The following is a 21,485-nucleotide window of genomic DNA, read 5'->3' as shown; positions in this document are numbered from 1 at the left end:
TCCAGAAAAGAAAGGCTGCTCTTGGTCTACGGTGATAGTTGCGAACACACACCGCGCCCAAGGAGCAGCCCAGATGAATCCTAGGCGCCAGGCCGTCATTCATCAACAGCAGCGCGCCCGTCGGTATACATCGAATACGGACGCTTACGCCTTCTTCAACCTGCTAACCGGCCCTGAATTATTCGACTGGAGTGGAGCACCTGACAGGCTTGCAAATTGAGAGGCGAGGGGCCGGCGGGGCGAAATTAGAGTAGGAAAAATAAATTTATCCCTTTTTCTAGGAAGGAGGTCGAAATGATTGAAAGCATTATAACTCTAGAGAAACTGCTGTTGAGAACAAGTTTCGAAAGTGGTATCGCGGAAGGCTTAAATGTGTCAAATGTTGCTAGAAGGTATGAAGGTTATTTAGAGGATTTTCGATTGGCCGTAGCTCTATTTAGAAGAACGGTCGAGGTGGATGATAAAGTCGCAATGCAGTGTGCCTTAACTAGAGTTAGAGTTTCTGCGCTAAATATCTCAGGTCTTTATCAGGATTTGATAGATGATATGCTCTTGGTCAATGGGCAAAAATCATGGCCTTCAATCCCAGAGGGGTATGTCTTGCCAGCAAGGTATAGTGACTTTCTGTCGGGAGTTTAGTTAAAAAGTGACCAAAAAGGGGGCGGATTTACTTTTTCCTGTTCTAAATCTGATCTGAGGGCAAGATTAGAGTAATGAAAATAAATGTGTCCTTTTTCGTGAGGTCTGTAAACAAGCTTCTGGATGGTGGGCGACTTAGTCGGGCTATATAGTTAAAGGTATGGAAAAGTATTTGGGATAGTCACTTTGATAGCGGCAAATAAAAAATTCAAAGAGGTGGTGGGAGGTATCAGTCGGGGGGAAGAGTCTCTCGCTGGAAGTTTACTCGATCTGCTTGCTGGTGGATTTGTTATAGATGATGGATGCGCATTCTTGGCCGCCCTTAAAACCAGAGGCGGAAATTCTCGTTTAGATAGTTTTCCAGATAGGACTGGTTATGAATGCTTCATCAATTCAATTCACATAGACGACTATGTGGCTTCGGATTTTGTTTTACAGGCCTGCCTATTTGTGGAAGCTCTATTTGAGAGTTGGCGGGGGGCTGAAGGGACAGGTTGTAGGAAGCTTCAAGCTATTATTTCTTGTGATGAGTTTGGGGCGGTAGTTAAGTTTTGTTTGGTTAGGGATGGTGAAAGCTGGCTTTCAGATAATTTGGAAGAATATGAAGAGGGTATCTTGGTGGCTGATTCACTTGAGAGACAGTTATTGACAGGAGGACTTAAGTTTCTGGGGATAGAGCGCGGGAAATAGTGATGGTTATATTTTTGTTCTAAGCGCGAGGCGATCTAGAAATAAGCGGAAATAGCAGAAAGGAAACGGTTAGCTTCTTCTAGAGTTGACGCCGGAAAGGGGATAAATTTATTTTTCCTGCTCTAAGGCTGATCTGGCGAAAAGGTTAGAGTGATGAAAATAAATTTGTCTCTTTTGGTGAGGTAATTTTTGAGATTCCATGATTTCGGTGGTTAGAGTGGTTGAGAAATTTGAAGCTTTGTTGTCCCGTCTTGTAGATTCTTCAAAGTTATTGCCAGAGTATGTTTTCAAGATTAAGAAAGCTGGGGCGAACATTGTGGAAAGAGAGGTTCTTTATGAGGATGACTTTCTGCGCGACCTTTTTTCTATTTCCCGAGGATTAGGTGCGACGAAAATTTTCTTCTGCTTTGTCCTAGTGCTCGAAGACGGTGGTCATGAGGTCTCCGGCGTTATCGATATGGATGTTCTTGATGATGCATCCAAGTACTTGGATGTTCTGGTTTCATCATATGAGAAGCACATATTTGAGGGTGGGCGAGCAAGAGTAATTGCTTTTTCAGATACTGCTGATTGGGCTTTGTATATAGAGATGCTAGAGGAGTTTGGTGTTTTTGTTTGGATGGAAGGGTTAAATGGAATTTTGAAGAAGCTGAGAGGGGATTATTTTGTGGGGAGAGAGTATTTGGAAAGGCAGGTTAGGCAAGGGGTTTTTAAAAAAGACTATATGGAGAGGCTTCTAAGTGTATATGAGTCGAAGGTTGAATAGAAACGAAAAGGGGGCAGATTTATTTTTCCTACTCTAAAGCTGGCTGACTGGGCAGGATTAGGGTGTGATAAATAAATCTGTCCCCTTTTTTGAAAGAGTTCTCTTAAATGAAGCTGGTTATAAGATTCCCACAAGATATGAGAGCTGAACAGTTGCTTAGGCAAAGCCGAATTCCTTGCTTGTGTAAAGTGTCTAAAGAGTTTGAGATTTCTTTTTCAGATACTGTTCCCGCATCATCCGGATTTGTCTGTGATTGGGATCGAAGAGAGTTGGAGTTAAGAGCAGTTGCAGGAGGTGGGGGTGAATATACACACTATGCAAATGGCCTGATTACACTGAGGAAAATTGGAATTGATACCTATAAAGTTATTGACCTTGAAATGTTTTATACTAATTTTGGTTGGTGCGCGATTTTGAAAGATGGTGAATATGCACCTCCTGGTAATTTCTGGGATGAAGAATAGGCAAGCCCTATTTCTAGTGCTAAGAAGAAAGGGGCTGTTTTTCTGGTTTGAAGCTGGCTGGACGGGTAGGGTTGAAATGATAAAAATAAGCCATCTGCCTATTTGCGAGCCTTTTGCTCTTTCCTCTCAGGCTAACTTGATAGGAGCGCAACAGTGATTCGGTGTGCTGTTGGTGATCTTTCGTACTGGAATTCAAGGGTTGAATTTGACCTGGGGGTAGTGGCTGATAATTCGGTATTGATTTCCTCGCCAAGCCAGAATCCAGTTTATGAGCCGCAGTTTGTTTTTAATCTGGCGGAAAGGTATCTTCGGCTAACACTTCGTCGTTATTCGCGAGGTGACCCCATATGTGAGCTTTCTCAGTATTTCCCAAAGGTCTTGGATAACTGGGGGTTATCAAACAAGCTTGCTGGTGAAGTGTGCCATGAGCACAAGATTGCTACTTGTCGAGACTGGGATTTTAGGCTTTCAAATCTTAATCACTATAATTGGTGCTTCTGGCTTGTAGGATTGGCACTAGCCTTGGGCGTTCCTGATGTGCAATGGCGACGTTTACTAAAGCTTATTGATGGAGAGGGCGAAGACATACTGCTGGATCGCATTATTGCTAGCCGCCAGCCTGAGCGAAAAATTGGGACGGTACTATTACATGCGAAACCCTATGCGAGGCTGCTCAAGGCCATTGATGCACCTCGAGAGAGGCAGGCTGGATTATTGCGAGATTTTATCGACCACTGGTATCCGGAGCTTAAGCGGCCGGCGCCTAAAAGTCGCAAGACTCCCAGTGTTGAACCTTACTGGTACATCTATGGTGATCCGGAAAAACATCCATTGGAAAAGGGGAGCTATTTCGGGCGCTGGTGCATCGAAGCAGTGGCGGCAGTAAAGGCCTTTGGTATTGACGACTCCTTGTGCATAGGACATGAGTATTATCCTGGAGATTTGCTGCGTCCGGATGGTCCATCCACACATCCAGCTCGCGACGAGCCTAGGAGAAGCTGGTGGTCGAGGTTGTTAAGTAAATAGAAAGTAAAAGGGGGTGGATTTATTTTTTACTCTAAAACTGATCTGATGGGCAGGACTAGAGTGATGAAAATAAATCTGTCCCCATTTTGCAGGAATCAGGAGGATTCTTCTGGCTCTTACCATTTGAGGACTAGATGATGGATGAGTGGAAAAGGCTCTCTGATTTTGATGATCTAATAGCAAGGGGTGTTGTAATTAGATCTCCATCAGGTGGGTTGTATGAGGAATATGTGGATATTATTGTATTTGACCCGCTGGACCGGAACAGGGGAATGGGAGGGCTGATTGTCTCAGGGCAGAAGGCGGGTATGTATTTGGCAATTTTCCCAGTTGAAAGTACCGAAGGAAGGTGCCTTAAAAAAAGATGGGTTATCGAGAATTGGCAGCGCTGGTTCTTTCCTGGGGTTGATGTCGGAGACGTCTATTGTGCTAGGTTTCCAGCGCCAGCTTCATTGCCGAAGGGTTAGCGGAGCTGAAAGGGAGCGAAAAGGAAACAGACTTATTTTCCTATCCTCACAAAATAAGCCTGTCTCTTTTTTCCTGAACCAGTAAATAGCCGCACCTGCCCCTCACCGATCCAGCATCAACCTCGGCATCTCCTCCAGCGGCACCCACAGCTCCCCTTGCCAATCCAGCAACATCACCCGGCGTGCCTGCCAGCTCATCAGTACGCGGCGGGGGGTGTGGTCGTCGGGGGTGTGTCGGTCGCGCAGGGTGGGGATGACTTCGCGGCTCAGCCATTGGTCCAGGTGCTGGCTTTCCGGGTGGCCGAAGCGGATCAGGGCCTTGTAGAGGCCGGCTTCGTTGATCATGTCTAGCGGTTCTTCGCTGTCGGTGGCGTAGCGGACGTGGATGCGGCGGGTTTCGTGGGGGCGGAAGCGGTAGTGGAAGCGCTGGGGGTAGCCGATGCCGAGGAGGCGGGCGAGGTCCTGGGCGGCGAACCAGGGTTGGTTGTCGATCATCACGCCGCGCAGGGGGCGGCCGTGGCGAATGAAGGTGGTTGGGGTGTATGCGTCGTGCATTGTCGGACTCCTATTCCATTGAGGAGCCGCCGCCATCCGCTGTCAGTCGAATGGAGGCGGACCGTGCGGAGGTGACAGACCGGGAATAGGAACCGGCAGACCCGAAGGTCTCCCCCGCACGATCCGCCATGGAGGATTGCAGCAGAAAACTGCAGGTGTGCGGGAGCCTGCGAAAACGTTCGCCGTTTTCGCCTGCACCTTCTGGCGCATCGCGCCTATTCGTCGGACTGTCAAACCCGGCCACGGGACTGACCGTGGCCGGGGCAGGATAGGCAGGTCGCTGGAGCGGCGGAAGACGGATAATTTCCGAAATTCCCTGTAGGACGGGCCTCGGCGACAAGGCGGCGGATTTATCCCGGGCTGCCAGCCGGCTCTGCCTCCACCTCGATGTCCAGGCGCTGCAACCTGAAGCAGGCCGGTTCCGCTTCGCTGTCCAGCGCCTCGCCGAGCAGGGCGATGTAGCGGCTTTCAGCCTCTTCCACCAGCAGCTTCTTGCCGCTGGCCAGCGGCAGCGTGGGGCAGAGGATGCGTGTCGTGCCGGCGTCGTCCAGCAGCAGGGCGTTGCGCGGGGCGCTTTCCTGCAGTTTGCTGCGCAGGGTGATGCGGCAGGCGCGGGGGTGTTTCGAGAGCCAGGCGAGGGTCAGCTGGGCTTGGCCGTTGCCTGCCGGGGTTGCCCTGTCGACGCGCGCCAGTTGCCAGGGCGCTTCGGAGCCGGGGCGGATGCCGAGCAGGTCGCCGGCCTTGGGCGGTGGGGGTTCGCCGTTGCTCCAGAGCGCGGATACGCCGTTGGAAAGGGGCGTGACCTGGCTCAGCGCTATGACCGGGGGCCGTTCGGCGGCGCTTTCGCTGGGGGATTTGAATTCGATGGGTTCCAGGTGCGGCACTTCTTCGTCGAGCCCGGCCCGGCCGTCGCTGTGGATTGCCCAGACGTCCTGCGCCTTGGCCTGGAGGGCGAAGTGGCGGGCGTCCAGGGCGGCCTCGTCCTTGCCGGCGCCCAGGTGCTCCAGGAGTGCGCCGAAGCCGTGGCAGGCTTCCCAGTCGGCGCCGGGCGGCTGGCCGCGCCAGCTGCGCAGCAGGTGGTCCTTGAGGTCGAACCCCTCTTTGGCGCCGCCGAGGCCCTTGAAGTGCTGCATCACCTTGATCGCTTCGTCCAGTTGCAGCGCCAGCTGGCCCTCGGTGGCGGGCGCCTTGTCGATGTCGAGGAACGCTTGGTCGCGGTCGCTGGCGATGATCCAGCGGTCGGTGTCGCGGGCATTGCCCAGGCGGGCCGTCGAGGCGAGCGTTTCCAGGGATTCGATCAGCACCTGCAAGGCTTCCCCGGGCATCTGCAGGGGGGCCGAGCTTGCCAGCAGCAGGGCGCCGAGGTAGCCGCGGCTGATGCTTTGGCTGCGGGCTTCCGGGATTTCCGGGTCCTTCACGTCGATGTCCTGCAGCGACGCCTGCCGGGCCTTGGCGTAGAGGCGATGGAGCAGGCGCCAGAAACCGGCCGGCGCCTCCTGGCCGTTGAGCAGGGCGCTGAAGTGGATTTCCTGGGCGCTGCGCAGCGTGCGCTGCAAGAGCAGTGCCTTGAGTTGCGCCTCGGTGCATTCGCCCCGGGCCAGGGCCCAGTAGCCCTGGATCAGCCGACGGTGCAGGGCGGCGATGAGTTGCGCCGCCTTGTCCGCCCGCCGTCGCTCGGTGCTGCCCCGTCGGTCGCCGAGCAGTTCGGCGAGGTTGTGCCCCAGGTCGAAGACTTCCGCTCGCGAACGCTCCAGTTGCTTGAGGCGTGTGGCTGGCGGCAGGCGTGCGGAATCCAGGTCGACCAGGCGGTGGTAGAGGGCTCGTGTCCGGGTTGCCAGGTAGGCAACATCGGGGCGCCGGGTGGCGTCGTTCGACTGCGTTTTCATCGCGGAAGGCTCTAGGTTGCGGTTCTCCAGAACTTGCCCGGAGACTGCTTGCTTCGCTATGCGATGGGTTTAGGACGCATCTGAAAAACGCTGGGGAAAGGGCTTTTTGCATGGACTGTTGCGCGCCGATGTGCTCGCCAGGGCCAGGAGCGCCGTGCTGGAGCCGCGGTTCCGTCCACTGCGCGAAGAGGATTTCTTGAGGCACTTCTGATTCCACGTAGGTGGTATGGGTGGTGGCTCAATGCTTGTGTTTTAATGGCGCGGCCAGGTAACAAGATGTTTTCGAAGGATCGACGGGATGCAGTTCATTCCCACAGGCTGGATGCCAGGCCTTGTCTCGCCTCTTCCTGCCGTTCACGCCGGTACGTCCTGTAGCGGCTGCGTTTCCCGTGCTCGAACTTTCCTTCCTCGCATGCCTGCGCGCATGGGTTCCGCCGTGCGCGTCGGGTGCCCGGGCCCATCGTGGCTCCGGTTGCCATGGTGGCTCTATGGCATTGCCTGGCCATTGAGAGGTCGGCCGTCGGCATTGGCTGGCGGCCCTGTTTATTGGATTTCCGAGGGGGAATGCAGTGTGAAGATGAAAATGTCCCGGGGCTTGTTGTTGGGCGTGGCGTCCGCCGCCCTGCTGACGGTCGGCGGTTGTGCCACGGAAAGCTCCAGGGCGCTGCCGGTGCAGCAGGTGGAGAGCGTCAACAAGCCGTATTCCGGCGTGCGTTCGCCCATCGCGGTGGGCAAGTTCGATAACCGCTCCAGCTACATGCGGGGGATTTTCTCCGATGGCGTCGACCGCCTTGGCGGCCAGGCCAAGACCATCCTGATCACCCATCTGCAGCAGACCAACCGCTTCAACGTGCTGGACCGCGACAACATGAGCGAGATCCAGCAGGAAGCCGCGATCAAGGGCCAGGCCCAGCAGCTCAAGGGCGCCGACTACGTGGTGACCGGCGACGTCACCGAGTTCGGCCGCAAGGAAGTCGGCGACCGCCAGTTGTTCGGCATCCTCGGGCGCGGCAAGACCCAGGTGGCCTATGCCAAGGTCGCGCTGAACATCGTCAACATCAGCACTTCCGAGGTCGTCTATTCCTCGCAGGGGGCGGGCGAGTACGAGCTGTCGAACCGCGAGATCATCGGCTTCGGCGGCACCGCCAGCTATGACTCCACGCTCAACGGCAAGGTCCTGGACCTGGCCATGCGCGAGGCGGTGAACAAGCTGGTGAACGCGGTGGACAGCGGCGCCTGGAACCCGGCCCGATAACCCGAAGAAAAGCAGGGAGTAGTGATGTTCATGGGTAAGAACTTTGTTTCCAGGGGCTGCCTGGTGGCGCTGGTGTGCGCAGGCGTGGCGTCGCTTGCCGGGTGTTCCTCGCCGAAGACGCTGTACCAGTGGGAAAGCTACCAGTCCCAGGTTCACGACTATTTCACCACCGAGGCGAAGGAGGCGCAGGCCGAGGCGCTGGAGCGCGACCTGCAGAAGATCGCCGCCACCGACGGCCATGTTCCGCCGGGCTATCACGCGCAACTGGGCCTGCTGTATTCGAGCCTGGGCAAGGACGACCAGATGGTCCAGCAGTTCAATACCGAGAAGGCGTTGTTCCCGGAGTCGTCGGCCTACATGGATTTTCTGCTGAAGAACGCAAGGCAGGGAGGTAGCAAGTGATGTGGAACCCGATCAAGACCCTGCTGGCCCTGTTCGCGCTGGCGCTGCTCGCCGGTTGCGCGCCGCAGAAGACCGTCGACTACTCGGCCTACAAGCAGGCCCGGCCGCGTTCGATCCTGGTGCTGCCGCCGCTGAACGACTCGCCGGACGTGAAGGCGACCTACAGCATGCTCTCGCAGGTGACCTTCCCGCTCGCCGAGGCCGGGTACTACGTGCTGCCGGTGGCGCTGGTGGCCGAGACGTTCCGCCAGAACGGCCTCTCCACCCCGGCGGACATCCATGCGGTGTCCCCGGCGAAGCTGCAGGAAATCTTCGGTGCGGATGCGGCCCTATACATCACCGTGACGCAGTACGGCACCAGCTACATGGTGCTGAGCAGCGCGACCGTGGTGACCGCCGGGGCCAAGCTGGTGGACCTGAAGACCGGCACCACGCTGTGGACGGGAAGCGCCACCGCCTCCAGCGAGGAGGGCAGCAGCAATAACAACGGCGGCCTGCTGGGCATGCTGATCACCGCGGCGGTCAAGCAGATCATCAGCAGCGCCCAGGACGATGCCGGCTACCCCATCGCCGGTGTCGCCAGCCAGCGCCTGCTGTCCGCCGGGCGGCCGGGTGCGCTGTTGTACGGCCCGCGTTCGCCGAAGTACGGCACCGACTGATCTGCCGGCTGTAAGGACGGGGACGGCGTCCCTGCCATGACCCATCCGCCCTCAGCAAGGGCCTGCCCAGCTTTCGCCAGGCGGGCCTGGCGGGGGAATCAGACGATTCCGATCAGACGCGGAAGTGGCTCACCAGCGTCTGCAACTGCCCGCCCAGGCGCGCCAGTTCCACGCTGGAGGCGGCGACTTCCTCGCTGGCCGCGGCGGTCTGTTCGGACACGTCGCGCACGCTCACCACGCTGCGGCTGATTTCCTCGGCCACGGCGCTTTGTTCCTCGGCCGCTGTGGCGATCTGCTGGTTCATCGCCTGGATGTTCGACACGGTGCGGGTGATGCTGCCCAGGGATTCGCCGGCCTGGCGGCTCAGGGCCACGCTGCTGGCGGTCAGTTCGCGGCTGCCGAGCATGACGCTGGAGACCTGGCGGGTGCCGCTCTGCAGGCCGGCGACCAGGGCTTCGATCTCTTCGGTGGACTGCTGGGTGCGCTGGGCCAGGGCGCGGACTTCGTCGGCCACCACGGCGAAGCCGCGGCCGGCCTCGCCGGCGCGGGCGGCTTCGATGGCGGCGTTGAGGGCCAGCAGGTTGGTCTGCTCGGCCACTGATTTGATCACGTCCATGACCTTGCCGATCTTCTCGCTTTCCTGTTCCAGGCGCTGCATGGCGTCGGCGGAGCGTTCCACTTCCTCGGCCAGGCGCTCGATCTGTTCCACGGCCTGGTTCACCACGCGGTCGCCGTCGTGGGCTTCGCGGTCGGCGGCGGAGGCGGCCTGGGAGGCCTGCTCGGCGTTGCGCGCCACTTCCTGCACGGTGGCGGACATCTCGTGCATGGCGGTGGCCACCTGGTCGGTTTCCACCTTCTGGCTGTTGGCGCCGGCGCTGGTCTGCTCGGTGACCGCCGAAAGCTGCTCGGCGGCGCTGGCGATCTGCGTCACGCCATCGCGGATGCCGCCGATCAGGTCGCGCAGGCTGTGGCTCATGCGCTGCATGCTCTGTTGCAGGCGGCCGAGTTCGTCGCGGCGCTCGACCTGGATGTCGCGGGACAGGTCGCCGGCGGCGATGCGGTCGACCACTTCCATGGTGGCGTGCAGCGGGCGGGTGATCTGCCGGGTGATGACCAGCGCGGCCAGGCCGCCCAGCACCAGGGCCAGCAGGGTGAAGAGCACCTGCAGGTTGCGGGCGCGGGCGCTTTCGATGTCGCGGCGGTCCAGTTGCAACTGGTAGAGGGATTCGCTGAGCTTGACGATGTCCTGGCCCTGGGTGGTCATTTCCTTGCGCGCCTGGACGATGGCGGCCATGTTCGCCCGCAGGGCCTGCACGCCCTCGCGGTAGCCGCGCAACGCCGCGCCCAGTTGCTGCACGCGGGCCGTCAGGTCGGGGCCGAGGGTGTTTTCCAGCGCCGGCAGGCTGGCGAGGCTTTCGTCCAGGTGGCGGGTGACGCCGTCGCCATCGCGGGACAGGGCGGTGGCCAGGTAGTCGCGCACGTCGTAGCGGGCCTGCAGCAGGTCCTCGCGGGTGCGGCTGATGGCCTGGTAGCGGGCGGCGCGTTCTTCGTCGGCCGGGGCCTTGAGCACGTCTTCCTGCAACTGCGCGGTCAGCTCGCCGGCGCGGGCGGCCTCGCCTTCCAGGGCGCGGCGGGTGGCGTTGGCGTTCTGGTAGCCGCTGCGCATGGCGGCCAGGGATTTCTCGTAGTCGGCGATGACGCCGCCCAGTTGGTCGAGCATGCGCACGTTCTCGGGGCTGACGAAGTAGCCGCGCAGCTTCTGCTGGTGGGCCTTGAATTCGCCCAGGGCGCTCATGACGGCGCCGGCTTCCTGCTCGCCGCCGTCGGCGATCATGTATTGCAGGCGGGTGATGCGCAGCTTGGTGAGGCGGGCGTTGAGCTCGGTGATGTCGCTCATCCAGTTGCTGCGGTCGATCAGCGAGCCCAGGCCGACCCAGCTGACCACGGCGAGGATGGCGGTAAACGCCAGGACCACGCCGAAGCCGAGGGCCAACTTGAGGTTCACGCTCAGGTTGGATATCCAGCTATGCATTGACGATCTCCAAAGAAGGTTCGGTGAAGGCAGGCCATTCGGAGATTGTTCTTGTCGAGGCCATGGCAAGGCGCACCGCGCCAGGGAGGAGTTATCGGCAGGGCATGGTGGAACCGTAGGAAAAGTAAGAAAAATCTGACGCCAGAAACGCGGCGCGCCGTTCCGGGGACGGTCAGCCCCCGGTTATCCACAACGCCAGCAGCGGCACCAGGTTGAACAGCAGCACGCCGATCTTGTAGATGGCCATGCCGCCGTAGTGCAGGGCGTCGAAGGCTTCCCGGCCCAGGCCGAACCAGTGCTTGTGCAGGCGGTACAGGCCGTCGTGGGCGAGGCTGAAGGCGCCGAACCAGAGCAGCAGCACGGCGTAGTTGAGCAGGGTGCACCAGAGCAGGAATTCCTGCGGGTCTCTGACGTTCATGGCGATCTCCCGGGCGTTTTTTCATTCGAGGGCGTCTATGTCGGACGGTTCCGGCACTCGCCGAACGTCGCGGCCAATGGCGGGGCGGCCGGCCGCCGTGGATAATGCGCCACTGCCGTGCCGCGGCTTTGCGGCGTGGCCCGCGGCCGGTTCCCGCGCGGTGGTGGTCGCCCCGCTGCGCCCGTGGTTTCCCGGCCCCTCTCCCAGGTCCTCTCGTCCGCCGTGCGCAGCGTCGCCCGGCGAGGTAGCCCCATGTTCAGCCCGCTCGTCACCTTCCCCGCGCTCTACACCGCCACCCTCCTGATGCTGGCCGGCTCCGGCCTGTTCACCACTTACATGGGCCTGCGCCTGACCGCCGAGGGCGCCGGCGACCTGTGGGTCGGCGGCCTGATGGCGGCCTACTATTTCGGCCTGGTCTGCGGCGGCAAGTTCGGCCACAAGCTGATCGCCGGCTTCGGCCACATCCGTTCCTACGTGGCCTGCGCGGGCCTGGCCACGGTGATCGTGCTGCTGCACGCGCTCATCGACACCCTGGCGGTCTGGGTGGCGCTGCGCTTCGTGATGGGCGCGGTGATGATGAACCAGTACATGGTGATCGAGAGCTGGCTCAACGAGCAGGCCGAAGGGCACCAGCGCGGCAAGGTGTTCGCCGGCTACATGGTGGCGGTGGACCTCGGCCTGGTGCTCGGCCAGGGCCTGCTGGCGGCGAGCCCGGCGCTGGACTACAAGCCGCTGCTGCTGGTGGCGATCTGCTTTTCCGCCTGCCTGATCCCGCTGGCGCTGACGCGCCGCGTGCACCCGGCCAAGCTGGTGGCGGCGCCGCTGGAGATCGGCTTCTTCTGGAAGCGCGTGCCGCAGTCGCTGGGCACCATCTTCGTCGCCGGCCTGATGGTCGGCGCCTTCTACGGCCTGGCGCCGGTGTACGCCAACCGCAACGGGCTGGACACCTCGCAGTCGAGCCTGTTCGTCGGCATGTGCATCGTCGCTGGCTTCTGCGCGCAGTGGCCGCTGGGTTGGCTGTCGGACCGCGTCAACCGCAGCTGGCTGATCCGCGGCAACGCGCTGTTGCTGTGCGTGGCCGCCGCGCCGATGTGGGGGCTGATCCAGTTGCCGTACTGGGCGCTGCTGGCCAACGGCTTCGTCACCGGCATGCTGCTGTTCACCCTCTACCCGCTGGCGGTGGCCCTGGCCAACGACCACGTCGAGCAGCCGCGACGCGTGGCGCTCTCGGCCATGCTGCTGACCACCTACGGGGTGGGCGCGTGCATCGGTCCGCTGTTCGCTGGCGCGCTGATGAGCCACTTCGGCCCGGGCATGTTCTACATGCTGGTGTCGGCCTATGCGCTGGTGCTGATCTTCTGGGTGCAGCCGCGGCGCGTCACCGGCATCCACCGCGTCGACGAGGCGCCGCTGCACCACGTGGCCATGCCCGACACCGTCAGCCCCATGGCCGCCACCCTCGACCCGCGAGTGGAAGAGGTGCCGGAAGAGCTGGTGGTGGAGGCGCCGCCGAGCATCGGCCGCTCCGACGGTTCGCCCGACCAGGCGAGCTGACCCGCAGACATGAGAAAGCCCGGCGAATACCGGGCTTTTCTTTCACCTTGCGGTGTACTGCGCGTGGCTTCAGACCTGACGGAAGTGGGCGTTGAAGACGGTGTCGCCACCGGATTCGGCAACGCTCATGGCGCCGTGCAGACGGTCGATGGTGTGGCTGCTGCCGTTCTCGGCCACGCGGGCTTCTTCGCTACCCATTTGCTTGTGCAGACGGTCGATGGTGTTGGAGCTGCCGTTCTCGGCTACGCGAGCCTCTTCACCCATCTGCTGGTGCAGGCGGTCGATGGTGCGGCTGCTGCCGTTCTCGGCCACGCGGGCTTCTTCACCCATTTGCTTGTGCAGGCGATCGATGGTCTGGCTGCTGCCGTTTTCCGAAACGCGGACCTGCTCGCTCAGTTGCTTGTGCAGACGGTCGATGGTCTGGCCGCTGCCGTTCTCGGCGACGCGGGCCTGCATTTGCTGGTGCAGACGGTCGACGCTGTAGGAGGAACCGTTCTCGGCCACTTGCGGGGCGGCGAAGGCGAGGTTGGCGGCGATCAGGGAAAGGGCGAAACCGAAGGTGAGAGTGCGTTTCATGATGTGTGGCTCCTGGAGGAAAGGGGTGTTGTTCTGGACACGGAGCCAGTATCCAATCTGGATTATCGATTTGAAAACGAAGCCGGGCAATTGTCGTTATCGATGCCGATGATGTTTGATTTATTCCTTTAAAAACAATTAATTGATTGTGAATATTGACTTCTATCAATGGTCTCGATGGGGCGTATCGACGTAATTGTTAATATCTGTCGATTAGATGAATCTACCAGCGCAAAAGGCCAGGGCTATCGCCGCAAGCGGCCCGGTCGCTCGCTAAGCCGCATGCCAGAGCGGTTGCGCCTGTTTCTGGGGGCATGGCGTCGGCTTGCATCGATGCGCGGATACCGGCGTGCGGCCGGGGTGGCGTGCTACGGTGGGGAAGCGTTCGATTTTCCGCCCCGGCGATTTTTCCGGCATTTCGCCGGCGCCCTGCGGTCCAACCCGGTAGAAGAGCCTGCCTGGGCGCACCCAACCGACGCGGCGACAAGGAGTTCTGCATGACGCGCGGCGCAAAAATCTGCCTGTTCAGCCTTGCCGGCCTGCTCACCCTGCTGGTGGCGGCGCTGGCGTTCATCGCCACCTTCGACTGGAACCGCGTGCGGCCGTTGATCAACGACAAGGTCTCCGCCGCCATCGGCCGCCCCTTCGCCATCAACGGCGAGCTGCAGGTGCTCTGGCAGCGCGAGCCGGAGGAGGGCGGCTGGCGCGCCTGGGTGCCCTGGCCGCACTTCGCCGCCAGCGACATCACCCTGGGCAACCCCGACTGGGCGCAGGGCAAGACCCGCGCGGCCGAGTTCGCCAGCCTCAAGCACGTGGAGTTCCGCCTTTCGCCGCTGCCGCTGCTGTGGCGCCAGGTGGTGATCCCGCAGGTGCGCCTGACGCAGCCCAGCGCCGACCTGCTGCGCCTGGCCGATGGCCGCGCCAACTGGACCTTCACCCTGCCGCCCAAGGAAGAGGGGCAGCCCGAGGAGCCCACGCCCTGGTCCCTGGCCATCGGCGAGATCGGCTTCGACAAGGGCCGCGTGGGTTTCGACGACCAGACCCTGAAGACGCGCCTGGAAGTGCTGGTGGACAGCCTCGGCAAGCCGGTGCCCTTCGCCCAGTTGGCCGGCAAGGCGCTGGGCGGCGAGCAGGCGGCGGCCACCCAGGACTACGTGTTCGGCTGGAAGGTGCGCGGCACCTACAAGGGCCTGCCGCTGGCCGGCGAGGGCAAGGTGGGCGGCGTGCTGGCCCTGGAGGACGCCAGCCGGCCGTTCCCGCTGCAGGCCGAGGTGAAGGTGGGCGACACCCGCGCCGCGGTGGTCGGCACCCTTACCGATCCGCTGCACCTCGGCGCCCTGGACCTGCGCCTGAAGCTGGCCGGCAACAGCATGGCCAACCTCTACCCGCTGACCGGCGTGACCCTGCCGGACACCCCGGCCTATTCCACCGACGGCCGCCTGCGCGCGCAGCTGCACGAGCCGGCCGGCGCGCGCTTCGAGTACCAGAATTTCAACGGCAAGGTCGGCGAGAGCGACCTGCACGGCAGCCTGACCTTCGTCAACGGCCAGCCGCGGCCGCGGCTCAGCGGCAAGCTGACCTCCGAGCAGCTGCGCATGGCCGACCTCGGCCCGCTGATCGGCGCCGACAGCAACGCGCAGAAGCAGGCGCGCGGCCAGAGCACCCGCCAGCCGGCGGACAAGGTGCTGCCGGTGGAGGAGTTCCGCACCGAGCGCTGGCGCGCCATGGACGCCGACGTGGAGTTCGCCGGCAAGCGCATCGTCCACAGCGACAAACTGCCGATCAGCGACCTGCAGACCCACCTGCGCCTGGAGAACGGCCTGCTGCGCCTGGACCCGCTGCGCTTCGGCGTGGCCGGCGGCAGCCTGACCGCGCAGATCCGCCTGGACGGCGGCAAGGCGCCGATGCAGAGCCGGGTGCAGCTGCAGGCCCGCGGCTTCAAGCTGAAGCAGCTGTTCCCCAGCTTCGCGCCCATGCAGACCAGCTTCGGCGAACTCAACGGCGACGCCGCCCTGAGCGGCACCGGCAACTCGGTGGCGGCCATCCTCGGCGGCGCCAACGGCGAGCTCAAGCTGCTGATCAACGACGGGCGGATCAGCAAGGGGCTGATGGAAATCGCCGGGCTGAACGTCGGCAACTACCTGGTGGCCAAGCTGTTCGGCGACGACGACGTGAAGATCAACTGCGCGGCGGCCGACGTCGGCATCAGCAAGGGCCTGGCCCAGCCGCGGATCTTCGCCTTCGATACCGAGAACGCCATCATCAACGTCGAGGGCACCAGCAACTTCGCCACCGAGCAGCTGGACCTGGATATCATTCCCCACAGCAAGGGCGTGCGGCTGTTCTCGTTGCGCTCGCCGCTGTACGTGCAGGGCACCTTCAAGAACCCGAAGGCCGGGGTCCACGCCGGCCCGCTGATCGCCCGCGGCGCCGGCATGGTCGCCCTGGGCGTGGCGGCGGGGCCGGCGGCCGGGCTGCTGGCGCTGATCGCGCCGAGCAAGAGCGAGGACAACCAGTGCGCCGCCCTGCTGGCGCAGATGAAGCAGCCGGCCCGGGCGCCGAAGCGCTGAGTCAGTAGACGGGGATGTACAGGTCGGTTTCCGAGGTGGCGTCGTCCGGCCCGTGGAAGCGCTCGGTGTAGCGCTCGAAGGACGGCGCGTGGCGCGGCTCCAGCCCGCGCTGGGGCAGCAGCTCGGCATGGATGCGCTGGAAGCTGTCGGCGATGCCTTCCACCGGCCCGATATGAGTGAACACGGCGTACTTCTGCGCCGGCACTTCGAACTTCACCATGCCTTCGGGGATCGCGGTGCCCGGTGCGACCGGCAGGCCGGCAATGTAGTGGAAGACGCCGCCGGCGGCCTGGGCGCAGATGCCATAGGCGCTGCGGTCGTCGGCCTGCGCGGCGACCTCGTGCTCGCGCGGCAGGAAGCGCTGCCAGAGCTGGCCGATGCTGCCGTCCTGGCCGTCGCCACGGTATTCCAGGCCCACCACGCTGAAGGCGGGCAATTCGACGATGCGGTGTTTCATGAGGTCCTCTCCTATTTTCCTGCTCGCATGATAGACGGCAGCGACAAAGGCTGAATATTTTTCGCAACGCCCGGTCCATTGCTCTGTTCCCCTTTTGCAGAAGGAGATTGCCATGCCTCGCAACGGTACGCAGGGCCACACGGCGCGCCACGAGAAGCAGCGGGCGCACGTTCAGGCGCATTATGGGAAGCTGGGCCTGAGCCCGGAAGAGGTGGACGCCCTGGCCAGGCTCGCCCGGCGCAGCAAGCCGGCCACCGAGAAGTTGCTGGGCATGACGCGCAAGGAGTTGCTGGCGCGCGCGACCCGCGCAGGCGTGCGCGGGCGCTGGCGGATGACCAAGGCCGAGCTGGTGGCGGCGCTCAGCTGAGCGCCGCCCGCCGGCCTCAGGGATGCGCGTCGCGGTCGTGGCGGTCGCGTTCGGAACAACTGAGGAAGCCGGTCCCGTCGACTTTGCCCTGGTCGTCGAAGGTCACGTAGTAGGGCTGCTCGCGGCCGTCCTTGTTGAGGATGTAGCTGTTGCAGCTACCAGTCTTGTACGCCCGCGCCTGGCTGCTGGACGGCGGGCCGCCGACGCGCAGCACCTCGTCCTTGCTCATGCCGTCGTGCACGTCGCGCACCAGCGGCGCGTCGCGGTAGGTCACCAGGTTGACTGGGTTCTGCACCCGGGTGGATTCATGGGAACAGCCCGCGAGCAGGGCCAGGGCGGTGGCGGTCAGCAGGGCTTGCCGGTACATGGGGCCTCCTTGTCGGCTCGGACCTGTGGGTGGTGCTGTTTCGAGTCGGGGGCGGGGAGGGGAGTTCGAAAAAACTGGGGGATGGGGCTTGGGGCGGTGGCGTATAACCGCGAACGGTGGGGGACTTGTAGGAGCGAGCTTGCTCGCGAACGGAGTTTCCCGATTGCTCTTGAGCTGGACCTGAGCGCGTTCCCTCTCCCCAGCCCTCTCCCTGAAGGGAGAGGGGGCTTGTCCGTGCCGAGAGGAAGATTGGTTTCAGTCGGTAATCTCCGTGCTAGCCGGCTAATGCCGAAACATCAGCGCACTCCGAACGGTCCCCTCTCCCTTCAGGGAGAGGGTTAGGGAGAGGGCGCTCTACAGCCCACCCCCCAAAGTCCCCGGTAGGCACGGTTCGCGAGCAAGCTCGCTCCTACGAAGAGCCTGCCTCTCTGCCGTAGCGCTTCTTCGCCTCAGCGGTCGCCATCGACGTGGCGAGTGTTGGGTTGCATGGCCGGCACGCTCCGGCGCAGGGCCGGCACGCTGCGTTGGCTCGGGTACAGGCGGTGTCGGGGTGATTGTTTTTGTAGGAGCGAGCTTGCTCGCGAACGGAGTTTCCCGATTGCTCTTGAGCTGGACCTGAGCGCGTTCCCTCTCCCCAGCCCTCTCCCTGAAGGGAGAGGGGGCTAGTCCGTGCCGAGAGGAAGATTGGTTTCAGTCGGCAATCTCCGTGCTAGCCGGCTAATGCCGAAACATCAGCGCACTCCGAACGGTCCCCTCTCCCTTCAGGGAGAGGGTTAGGGAGAGGGCGCTCTACAGCCCACCCCCCAAAGTCCCCGGTAGGCACGGTTCGCGAGCAAGCTCGCTCCTACGAAGAGCCTGCCTCTCTGCCGTAGCGCTTCTTCGCCTCAGCGGTCGCCATCGACGTGGCGAGTGTTGGGTTGCATGGCCGCCACGCTCCGGCGCAGGGCCGGCACGCTGCGTTGGCTCGGGTACAGGCGGTGTCGGGGTGATTGTTTTTGTAGGAGCGAGCTTGCTCGCGAACGGAGTTTCCCGATTGCTCTTGAGCTGGACCTGAGCGCGTTCCCTCTCCCCAGCCCTCTCCCTGAAGGGAGAGGGGGCTTGTCCGTGCCGAGAGGAAGATTGGTTTCAGTCGGTAATCTCCGTGCTAGCCGGCTAATGCCGAAACATCAGCGCACTCCGAACGGTCCCCTCTCCCTTCAGGGAGAGGGTTAGGGAGAGGGCGCTCTACAGGCCACCCCCCAAAGTCCCCGGTAGGCACGATTCGCGAGCAAGCTCGCTCCTACGAAAAGCCTGCCTCTCAGCCGTAGCGCTTTTTCGCCTCGATAGCCAGACCGCTACCGATGCCGCCGAAGCGGTCGCCATCGACGTGGCGGGCGTTGGGCAGCATGGCGGCCACGCTCTGGCGCAGGGCCGGGACGCCGCTGGAGCCGCCGGTGAAGAACACGGTGTCGACCTTGTCCGGGTCGATGTCGGCGTCGCCCAGCAGGTTGCCGATGCCTGCGCGCACGCGCTCCAGCTGCGGCTCTATCGCGCCCTCGAACAGTTCGCGGGTCAGTTCGGCCACCAGGCCCGGTTCGATGCGCGCCAGGTCGATGTCGCGGCGCTGGCTGTCGCTCAGTTCTATCTTGCTGGCTTCCACCTGCATCGCCAGCCAGTGCCCGGCGCGCTGTTCGATCAAGCGGAACAGGCGGTCGATGCCGGTGCCGTCGACGATGTCGTAGCGCATGTTCTTCAGCGCCAGCTGCGACTTCTGCGCGTACACCGCGTTGATGGTGTGCCAGGTGGCCAGGTTCAGGTGGTAGCTGGTGGGCATCAGCGCGTCGGACTTCATCCGGCTGCCGTAGCCGAACAGCGGCATCACGCCCTGCAGGCTGAGCTGCTTGTCGAAGTCGGTGCCGCCGATGTGCACGCCGCCGGTGGCCAGGATGTCGGCCTGGCGCTCGGCCTGCTCGCGGCGTTCCGGGGCCAGGCGCACCAGGGAGAAGTCCGAGGTGCCGCCGCCGATGTCGACGATCAGCACCAGTTCCTCGCGGTCGATGCCGCGCTCGTAGTCGAAGGCCGCGGCCAGGGGCTCGTACTGGAAGGAGATGTCCTTGAAGCCGAGTTTCTGCGCCACCGCCACCAGGGTGTCCTGGGCTTCGCGGTCGGCCTCGGGATCGTCGTCGACGAAGAACACCGGGCGGCCCAGCACCACGGCCTCGAACTCGCGGCCGGCGACTACCTCGGCGCGCTTCTTCAGCTCGCCGATGAACAGCCCGAGCAGGTCCTTGAACGGCAGGGCGCTGCCCAGCACCGTGGTCTCGCTCTTGAGCAGGGGCGAGCCGAGCAGGCTTTTCAGCGAGCGCATCAGTCGCCCCTCGTAGCCTTCCAGGTATTCGCCCAGGGCCTGGCGGCCGTAGACCGGGCGGCGTTCCTCGGTGTTGAAGAAGACCACCGAGGGCAGGGTGATCTTGCCGTCTTCCAGTGCGATCAGCGGTTCCATCCCGGGGCGCCACCAGCCGACGGTGGAGTTGGAGGTGCCGAAGTCGATGCCCAGGGCGCGGGCGTCAGTGGAGTGCAGCATGGCGGAAAGGTCCGGCGAAAAAAACGGCCGCGCAGTTTACGCGAGTGCGCCTCGGCCTGCTCGACTATCGGCTCATGTGCCGCTGGACGGTGGAGGTTATAGAGTGCTTGGGAAGGCCTTGTAGTTTTGCTACATTTGCCATCCTGTAGTTTTGCTACATGAGTTTGCCGATTCCGCAGAACCCTTTCCCACTTCCAGGTCGCAGTTGGATCCCGCCATGCACAGAGCCTCCCACCACGAGCTACGCCAGAGTTTCCGGGCGTTGCTGAACTCTTCCTCCTGCTACCACACGGCATCGGTGTTCGACCCGATGTCGGCGCGCATCGCCGGTGACCTCGGCTTCGAGGTCGGCATCCTGGGTGGTTCTGTAGCTTCGCTACAAGTGCTCGCGGCGCCCGACTTCGCCCTCATCACCCTCAGCGAGTTCGTCGAGCAGGCCACCCGCATCGGCCGCGTGGCGCGCCTGCCGGTGATTGCCGACGCCGACCACGGCTACGGCAACGCGCTGAACGTGATGCGCACCATCGTCGAGCTGGAGCGCGCCGGCGTGGCCGCGCTGACCATCGAGGACACCCTGTTGCCGGCGCAGTTCGGCCGCAAGTCCACCGACCTGATCCCGGTGGAGGAGGGCGTGGGCAAGATCCGCGCGGCGCTGGAGGCGCGGGTGGACCAGGAGATGGCGATCATCGCGCGGACCAACGCCGAGGTGATCGAGGTGGACGACGTGATCCGCCGCACCCTGGCCTACCAGGCCGCCGGCGCCGACGGCATCTGCATGGTCGGCATCCGCGACTTCGAGCACCTGGAGGCCATCGCCCGGCACCTGAGCGTGCCGCTGATGCTGGTGTCCTACGGCAACCCGAAGCTGCACGACGACAAGCGCCTGGCCAAGCTCGGCGTGCGCATCGTGGTGGACGGCCATGCCGCCTACTTCGCCGCCATCAAGGCGACCTACGACTGCCTGCGCGAGCAGCGCGGCGTGGATGCGTCCGACCTGACAGCCTCGGAGCTGGCGAAGAAGTACACCCTGCCGGAGGAGTACCAGATCTTCGCCAGGGAATACATGGAAGTGAAGGAGTAGGGCCTTTCAGGCTTCCCCGTTCTCGCCGAGCTTCTCCAGCAGGTACTCGACCTGGGCGTTGAACGGGTAGAGCAGGGTGCCGGCCGGGCGCTCGGTCAGCCGCAGGTAGCGCCAGCGGGCGCGCATCGCTTCGCCTTCGACGCTGGCCGGGAGGGCGGCGAACTGCGTCTCGATGGTCTGCTGCAGGTTGGCGATGGCCTCGCGCAGGGTGTCGGTGTCTTCCCCCAGCAGGCGGTGGTTGGCCCGCTTGGCCTGCAGCAGGGCCAGGCGCTGCAGGTTGGCCGCCAGGGTCGCATCCCCCGGCGCGGCGCCGGGCTGGAGGCGGAATTCCTGCAGCAGCGCCGAGACTTCCAGGGCCTGGGCCAGCGCCTGGCGCAGCGCCGGGCCGCTCTGTTCGTAGCCGCTTTCCACCTGCGCCACCGTTTCGCCGTAGAGCGACCAGATGTCCTGCAGCGTCTCGCCGTTGTGCTGTTCGGCGACCTGGCCCTGGAAGGCCTCGTCGAGCCGTTCCAGGCGCTTGAGGAAGCGTTCGTCCCCCGTGGCGCTGTAGAGCAGCAGGTAGCGCTGCGCGGCCTGCAGGGTGGCGTCGAAGTCATCGGCCAGGGCCGCGGTCGGCAGGCTGGCCAGCAGGCTCAGCAGCAGGGAAAGGACGAGGCGGTGCATGGGGCGGCTCCTGGCGATGGAGCCGCCA

22 protein-coding genes and 1 pseudogene are annotated in these 21,485 nt (G+C 62.7%); 13 read left to right on the top strand and 10 right to left on the bottom strand.

Features of this window, described 5'->3' with window-relative positions; translation table 11 throughout:
• The first annotated feature begins 294 nt into the window (after window positions 1-294).
• The 6 genes from PcP3B5_RS31735 (at window position 295) to imm45 (ending at window position 4,052) form a co-directional block, all read left to right on the top strand.
• Entirely contained in the window at window positions 295-639 is a 345-nt protein-coding gene (locus PcP3B5_RS31735; protein ID WP_070065517.1) for a hypothetical protein, read from the top strand.
• 186 nt (window positions 640-825) lie between these two features.
• Window positions 826-1,329, top strand: coding sequence for a hypothetical protein (locus PcP3B5_RS31730; RefSeq protein ID WP_145923953.1), 504 nt, complete (start codon window positions 826-828; stop codon window positions 1,327-1,329).
• Window positions 1,330-1,528: 199 nt separating this feature from the next.
• Entirely contained in the window at window positions 1,529-2,095 is a 567-nt protein-coding gene (locus tag PcP3B5_RS31725; protein ID WP_141766015.1) for a hypothetical protein, read from the top strand.
• Window positions 2,096-2,202: 107 nt separating this feature from the next.
• Window positions 2,203-2,559: a hypothetical protein gene (locus tag PcP3B5_RS27380; protein ID WP_061562915.1), complete on the top strand. Its 357-nt coding sequence runs from the start codon at window positions 2,203-2,205 to the stop codon at window positions 2,557-2,559.
• A 153-nt stretch (window positions 2,560-2,712) separates the two neighbouring features.
• The gene (locus PcP3B5_RS31225; protein WP_082816425.1) at window positions 2,713-3,585 is read left to right on the top strand and encodes a PoNe immunity protein domain-containing protein; all 873 of its coding nucleotides are present in this window, start codon (window positions 2,713-2,715) and stop codon (window positions 3,583-3,585) included.
• A 137-nt stretch (window positions 3,586-3,722) separates the two neighbouring features.
• Window positions 3,723-4,052 (top strand): Imm45 family immunity protein, encoded by a 330-nt coding sequence (imm45, locus tag PcP3B5_RS31720; protein WP_070065543.1) that lies wholly within the window; start codon window positions 3,723-3,725, stop codon window positions 4,050-4,052.
• A 102-nt stretch (window positions 4,053-4,154) separates the two neighbouring features.
• Here the strand turns inward: imm45 and PcP3B5_RS27375 are convergent, their stop codons facing one another.
• Window positions 4,155-4,607, bottom strand: coding sequence for a BRO-N domain-containing protein (locus PcP3B5_RS27375; RefSeq protein ID WP_061562914.1), 453 nt, complete (start codon window positions 4,605-4,607; stop codon window positions 4,155-4,157).
• A 350-nt stretch (window positions 4,608-4,957) separates the two neighbouring features.
• Entirely contained in the window at window positions 4,958-6,493 is a 1,536-nt protein-coding gene (locus tag PcP3B5_RS27370; protein ID WP_061562913.1) for a hypothetical protein, read from the bottom strand.
• A gap of 577 nt (window positions 6,494-7,070) precedes the next feature.
• Between PcP3B5_RS27370 and PcP3B5_RS27365 the strand changes: the two genes are divergently transcribed.
• Genes PcP3B5_RS27365 through PcP3B5_RS27355 form a run of 3 tightly spaced genes read left to right on the top strand, consistent with a single transcriptional unit; the run spans window position 7,071 to window position 8,809 of the window.
• Window positions 7,071-7,748: a CsgG/HfaB family protein gene (locus PcP3B5_RS27365; protein ID WP_009613369.1), complete on the top strand. Its 678-nt coding sequence runs from the start codon at window positions 7,071-7,073 to the stop codon at window positions 7,746-7,748.
• A 30-nt stretch (window positions 7,749-7,778) separates the two neighbouring features.
• Window positions 7,779-8,150: a DUF4810 domain-containing protein gene (locus PcP3B5_RS27360; protein ID WP_061563343.1), complete on the top strand. Its 372-nt coding sequence runs from the start codon at window positions 7,779-7,781 to the stop codon at window positions 8,148-8,150.
• Entirely contained in the window at window positions 8,150-8,809 is a 660-nt protein-coding gene (locus PcP3B5_RS27355) for a DUF799 domain-containing protein (protein ID WP_009613365.1), read from the top strand. Before PcP3B5_RS27360 ends, PcP3B5_RS27355 begins: the two co-directional genes overlap by 1 nt.
• A 112-nt stretch (window positions 8,810-8,921) precedes the next feature.
• On the opposite strand, the gene PcP3B5_RS32685 is transcribed toward PcP3B5_RS27355, so the two are convergent.
• The 3 genes and pseudogenes from PcP3B5_RS32685 to PcP3B5_RS27345 all read right to left on the bottom strand — a co-directional run bounded on the left by PcP3B5_RS32685 (window position 8,922) and on the right by PcP3B5_RS27345 (window position 11,259).
• Window positions 8,922-9,785 carry a methyl-accepting chemotaxis protein gene (locus PcP3B5_RS32685; RefSeq protein WP_372242282.1) on the bottom strand — a complete coding sequence of 288 codons (864 nt, stop codon included), beginning with the start codon at window positions 9,783-9,785 and terminating at the stop codon, window positions 8,922-8,924.
• A pseudogene (locus PcP3B5_RS32680) lies at window positions 9,777-10,706 on the bottom strand (methyl-accepting chemotaxis protein); the annotation flags it as partial. The gene PcP3B5_RS32685 and the pseudogene PcP3B5_RS32680, both read right to left, overlap by 9 nt.
• Before the next feature lie 307 nt (window positions 10,707-11,013).
• The gene (locus PcP3B5_RS27345; protein WP_009613362.1) at window positions 11,014-11,259 is read right to left on the bottom strand and encodes a DUF6868 family protein; all 246 of its coding nucleotides are present in this window, start codon (window positions 11,257-11,259) and stop codon (window positions 11,014-11,016) included.
• A gap of 252 nt (window positions 11,260-11,511) precedes the next feature.
• On the opposite strand from PcP3B5_RS27345, the gene PcP3B5_RS27340 reads away from it, so the two are divergent.
• The gene (locus PcP3B5_RS27340) at window positions 11,512-12,813 is read left to right on the top strand and encodes an MFS transporter (RefSeq protein WP_009613359.1); all 1,302 of its coding nucleotides are present in this window, start codon (window positions 11,512-11,514) and stop codon (window positions 12,811-12,813) included.
• Between the two features lie 69 nt (window positions 12,814-12,882).
• Here the strand turns inward: PcP3B5_RS27340 and PcP3B5_RS27335 are convergent, their stop codons facing one another.
• Window positions 12,883-13,389, bottom strand: coding sequence for a hypothetical protein (locus PcP3B5_RS27335; protein WP_058071143.1), 507 nt, complete (start codon window positions 13,387-13,389; stop codon window positions 12,883-12,885).
• 497 nt (window positions 13,390-13,886) lie between these two features.
• On the opposite strand from PcP3B5_RS27335, the gene PcP3B5_RS27330 reads away from it, so the two are divergent.
• Complete coding sequence (locus tag PcP3B5_RS27330; RefSeq protein ID WP_061562911.1) at window positions 13,887-15,959, top strand: AsmA family protein; 2,073 nt, start codon at window positions 13,887-13,889, stop codon at window positions 15,957-15,959.
• A 1-nt stretch (window position 15,960) separates the two neighbouring features.
• Here PcP3B5_RS27330 and PcP3B5_RS27325 read toward each other — a convergent pair whose 3' ends face one another.
• On the bottom strand, window positions 15,961-16,416 hold the full coding sequence (locus PcP3B5_RS27325; RefSeq protein WP_061562910.1) for a GyrI-like domain-containing protein: 456 nt from the start codon (window positions 16,414-16,416) through the stop codon (window positions 15,961-15,963).
• A 112-nt stretch (window positions 16,417-16,528) separates the two neighbouring features.
• Between PcP3B5_RS27325 and PcP3B5_RS27320 the strand changes: the two genes are divergently transcribed.
• The gene (locus PcP3B5_RS27320; protein WP_043268683.1) at window positions 16,529-16,783 is read left to right on the top strand and encodes a hypothetical protein; all 255 of its coding nucleotides are present in this window, start codon (window positions 16,529-16,531) and stop codon (window positions 16,781-16,783) included.
• A gap of 16 nt (window positions 16,784-16,799) precedes the next feature.
• On the opposite strand, the gene osmE is transcribed toward PcP3B5_RS27320, so the two are convergent.
• Both osmE and PcP3B5_RS27310 read right to left on the bottom strand, forming a co-directional pair.
• Entirely contained in the window at window positions 16,800-17,150 is a 351-nt protein-coding gene (gene osmE, locus PcP3B5_RS27315; RefSeq protein WP_061562909.1) for an osmotically-inducible lipoprotein OsmE, read from the bottom strand.
• Window positions 17,151-18,447: 1,297 nt separating this feature from the next.
• Window positions 18,448-19,713, bottom strand: a complete 1,266-nt coding sequence (locus tag PcP3B5_RS27310; RefSeq protein ID WP_061562908.1) for an Hsp70 family protein — start codon at window positions 19,711-19,713, stop codon at window positions 18,448-18,450.
• 217 nt (window positions 19,714-19,930) lie between these two features.
• Here PcP3B5_RS27310 and PcP3B5_RS27305 point away from each other — a divergent pair, with 217 nt between their 5' ends.
• Entirely contained in the window at window positions 19,931-20,794 is an 864-nt protein-coding gene (locus PcP3B5_RS27305; RefSeq protein WP_009613347.1) for an isocitrate lyase/PEP mutase family protein, read from the top strand.
• Window positions 20,795-20,800: 6 nt separating this feature from the next.
• Here PcP3B5_RS27305 and PcP3B5_RS27300 read toward each other — a convergent pair whose 3' ends face one another.
• Window positions 20,801-21,457, bottom strand: coding sequence for a hypothetical protein (locus PcP3B5_RS27300; RefSeq protein ID WP_009613345.1), 657 nt, complete (start codon window positions 21,455-21,457; stop codon window positions 20,801-20,803).
• Window positions 21,458-21,485: the final 28 nt, after the last annotated feature.

Origin of the sequence: Pseudomonas citronellolis (genome assembly GCF_001586155.1) — a bacterium.
Classification (GTDB): domain Bacteria; phylum Pseudomonadota; class Gammaproteobacteria; order Pseudomonadales; family Pseudomonadaceae; genus Pseudomonas; species Pseudomonas citronellolis.
This window is presented reverse-complemented; position numbering and strand designations above follow the sequence as displayed.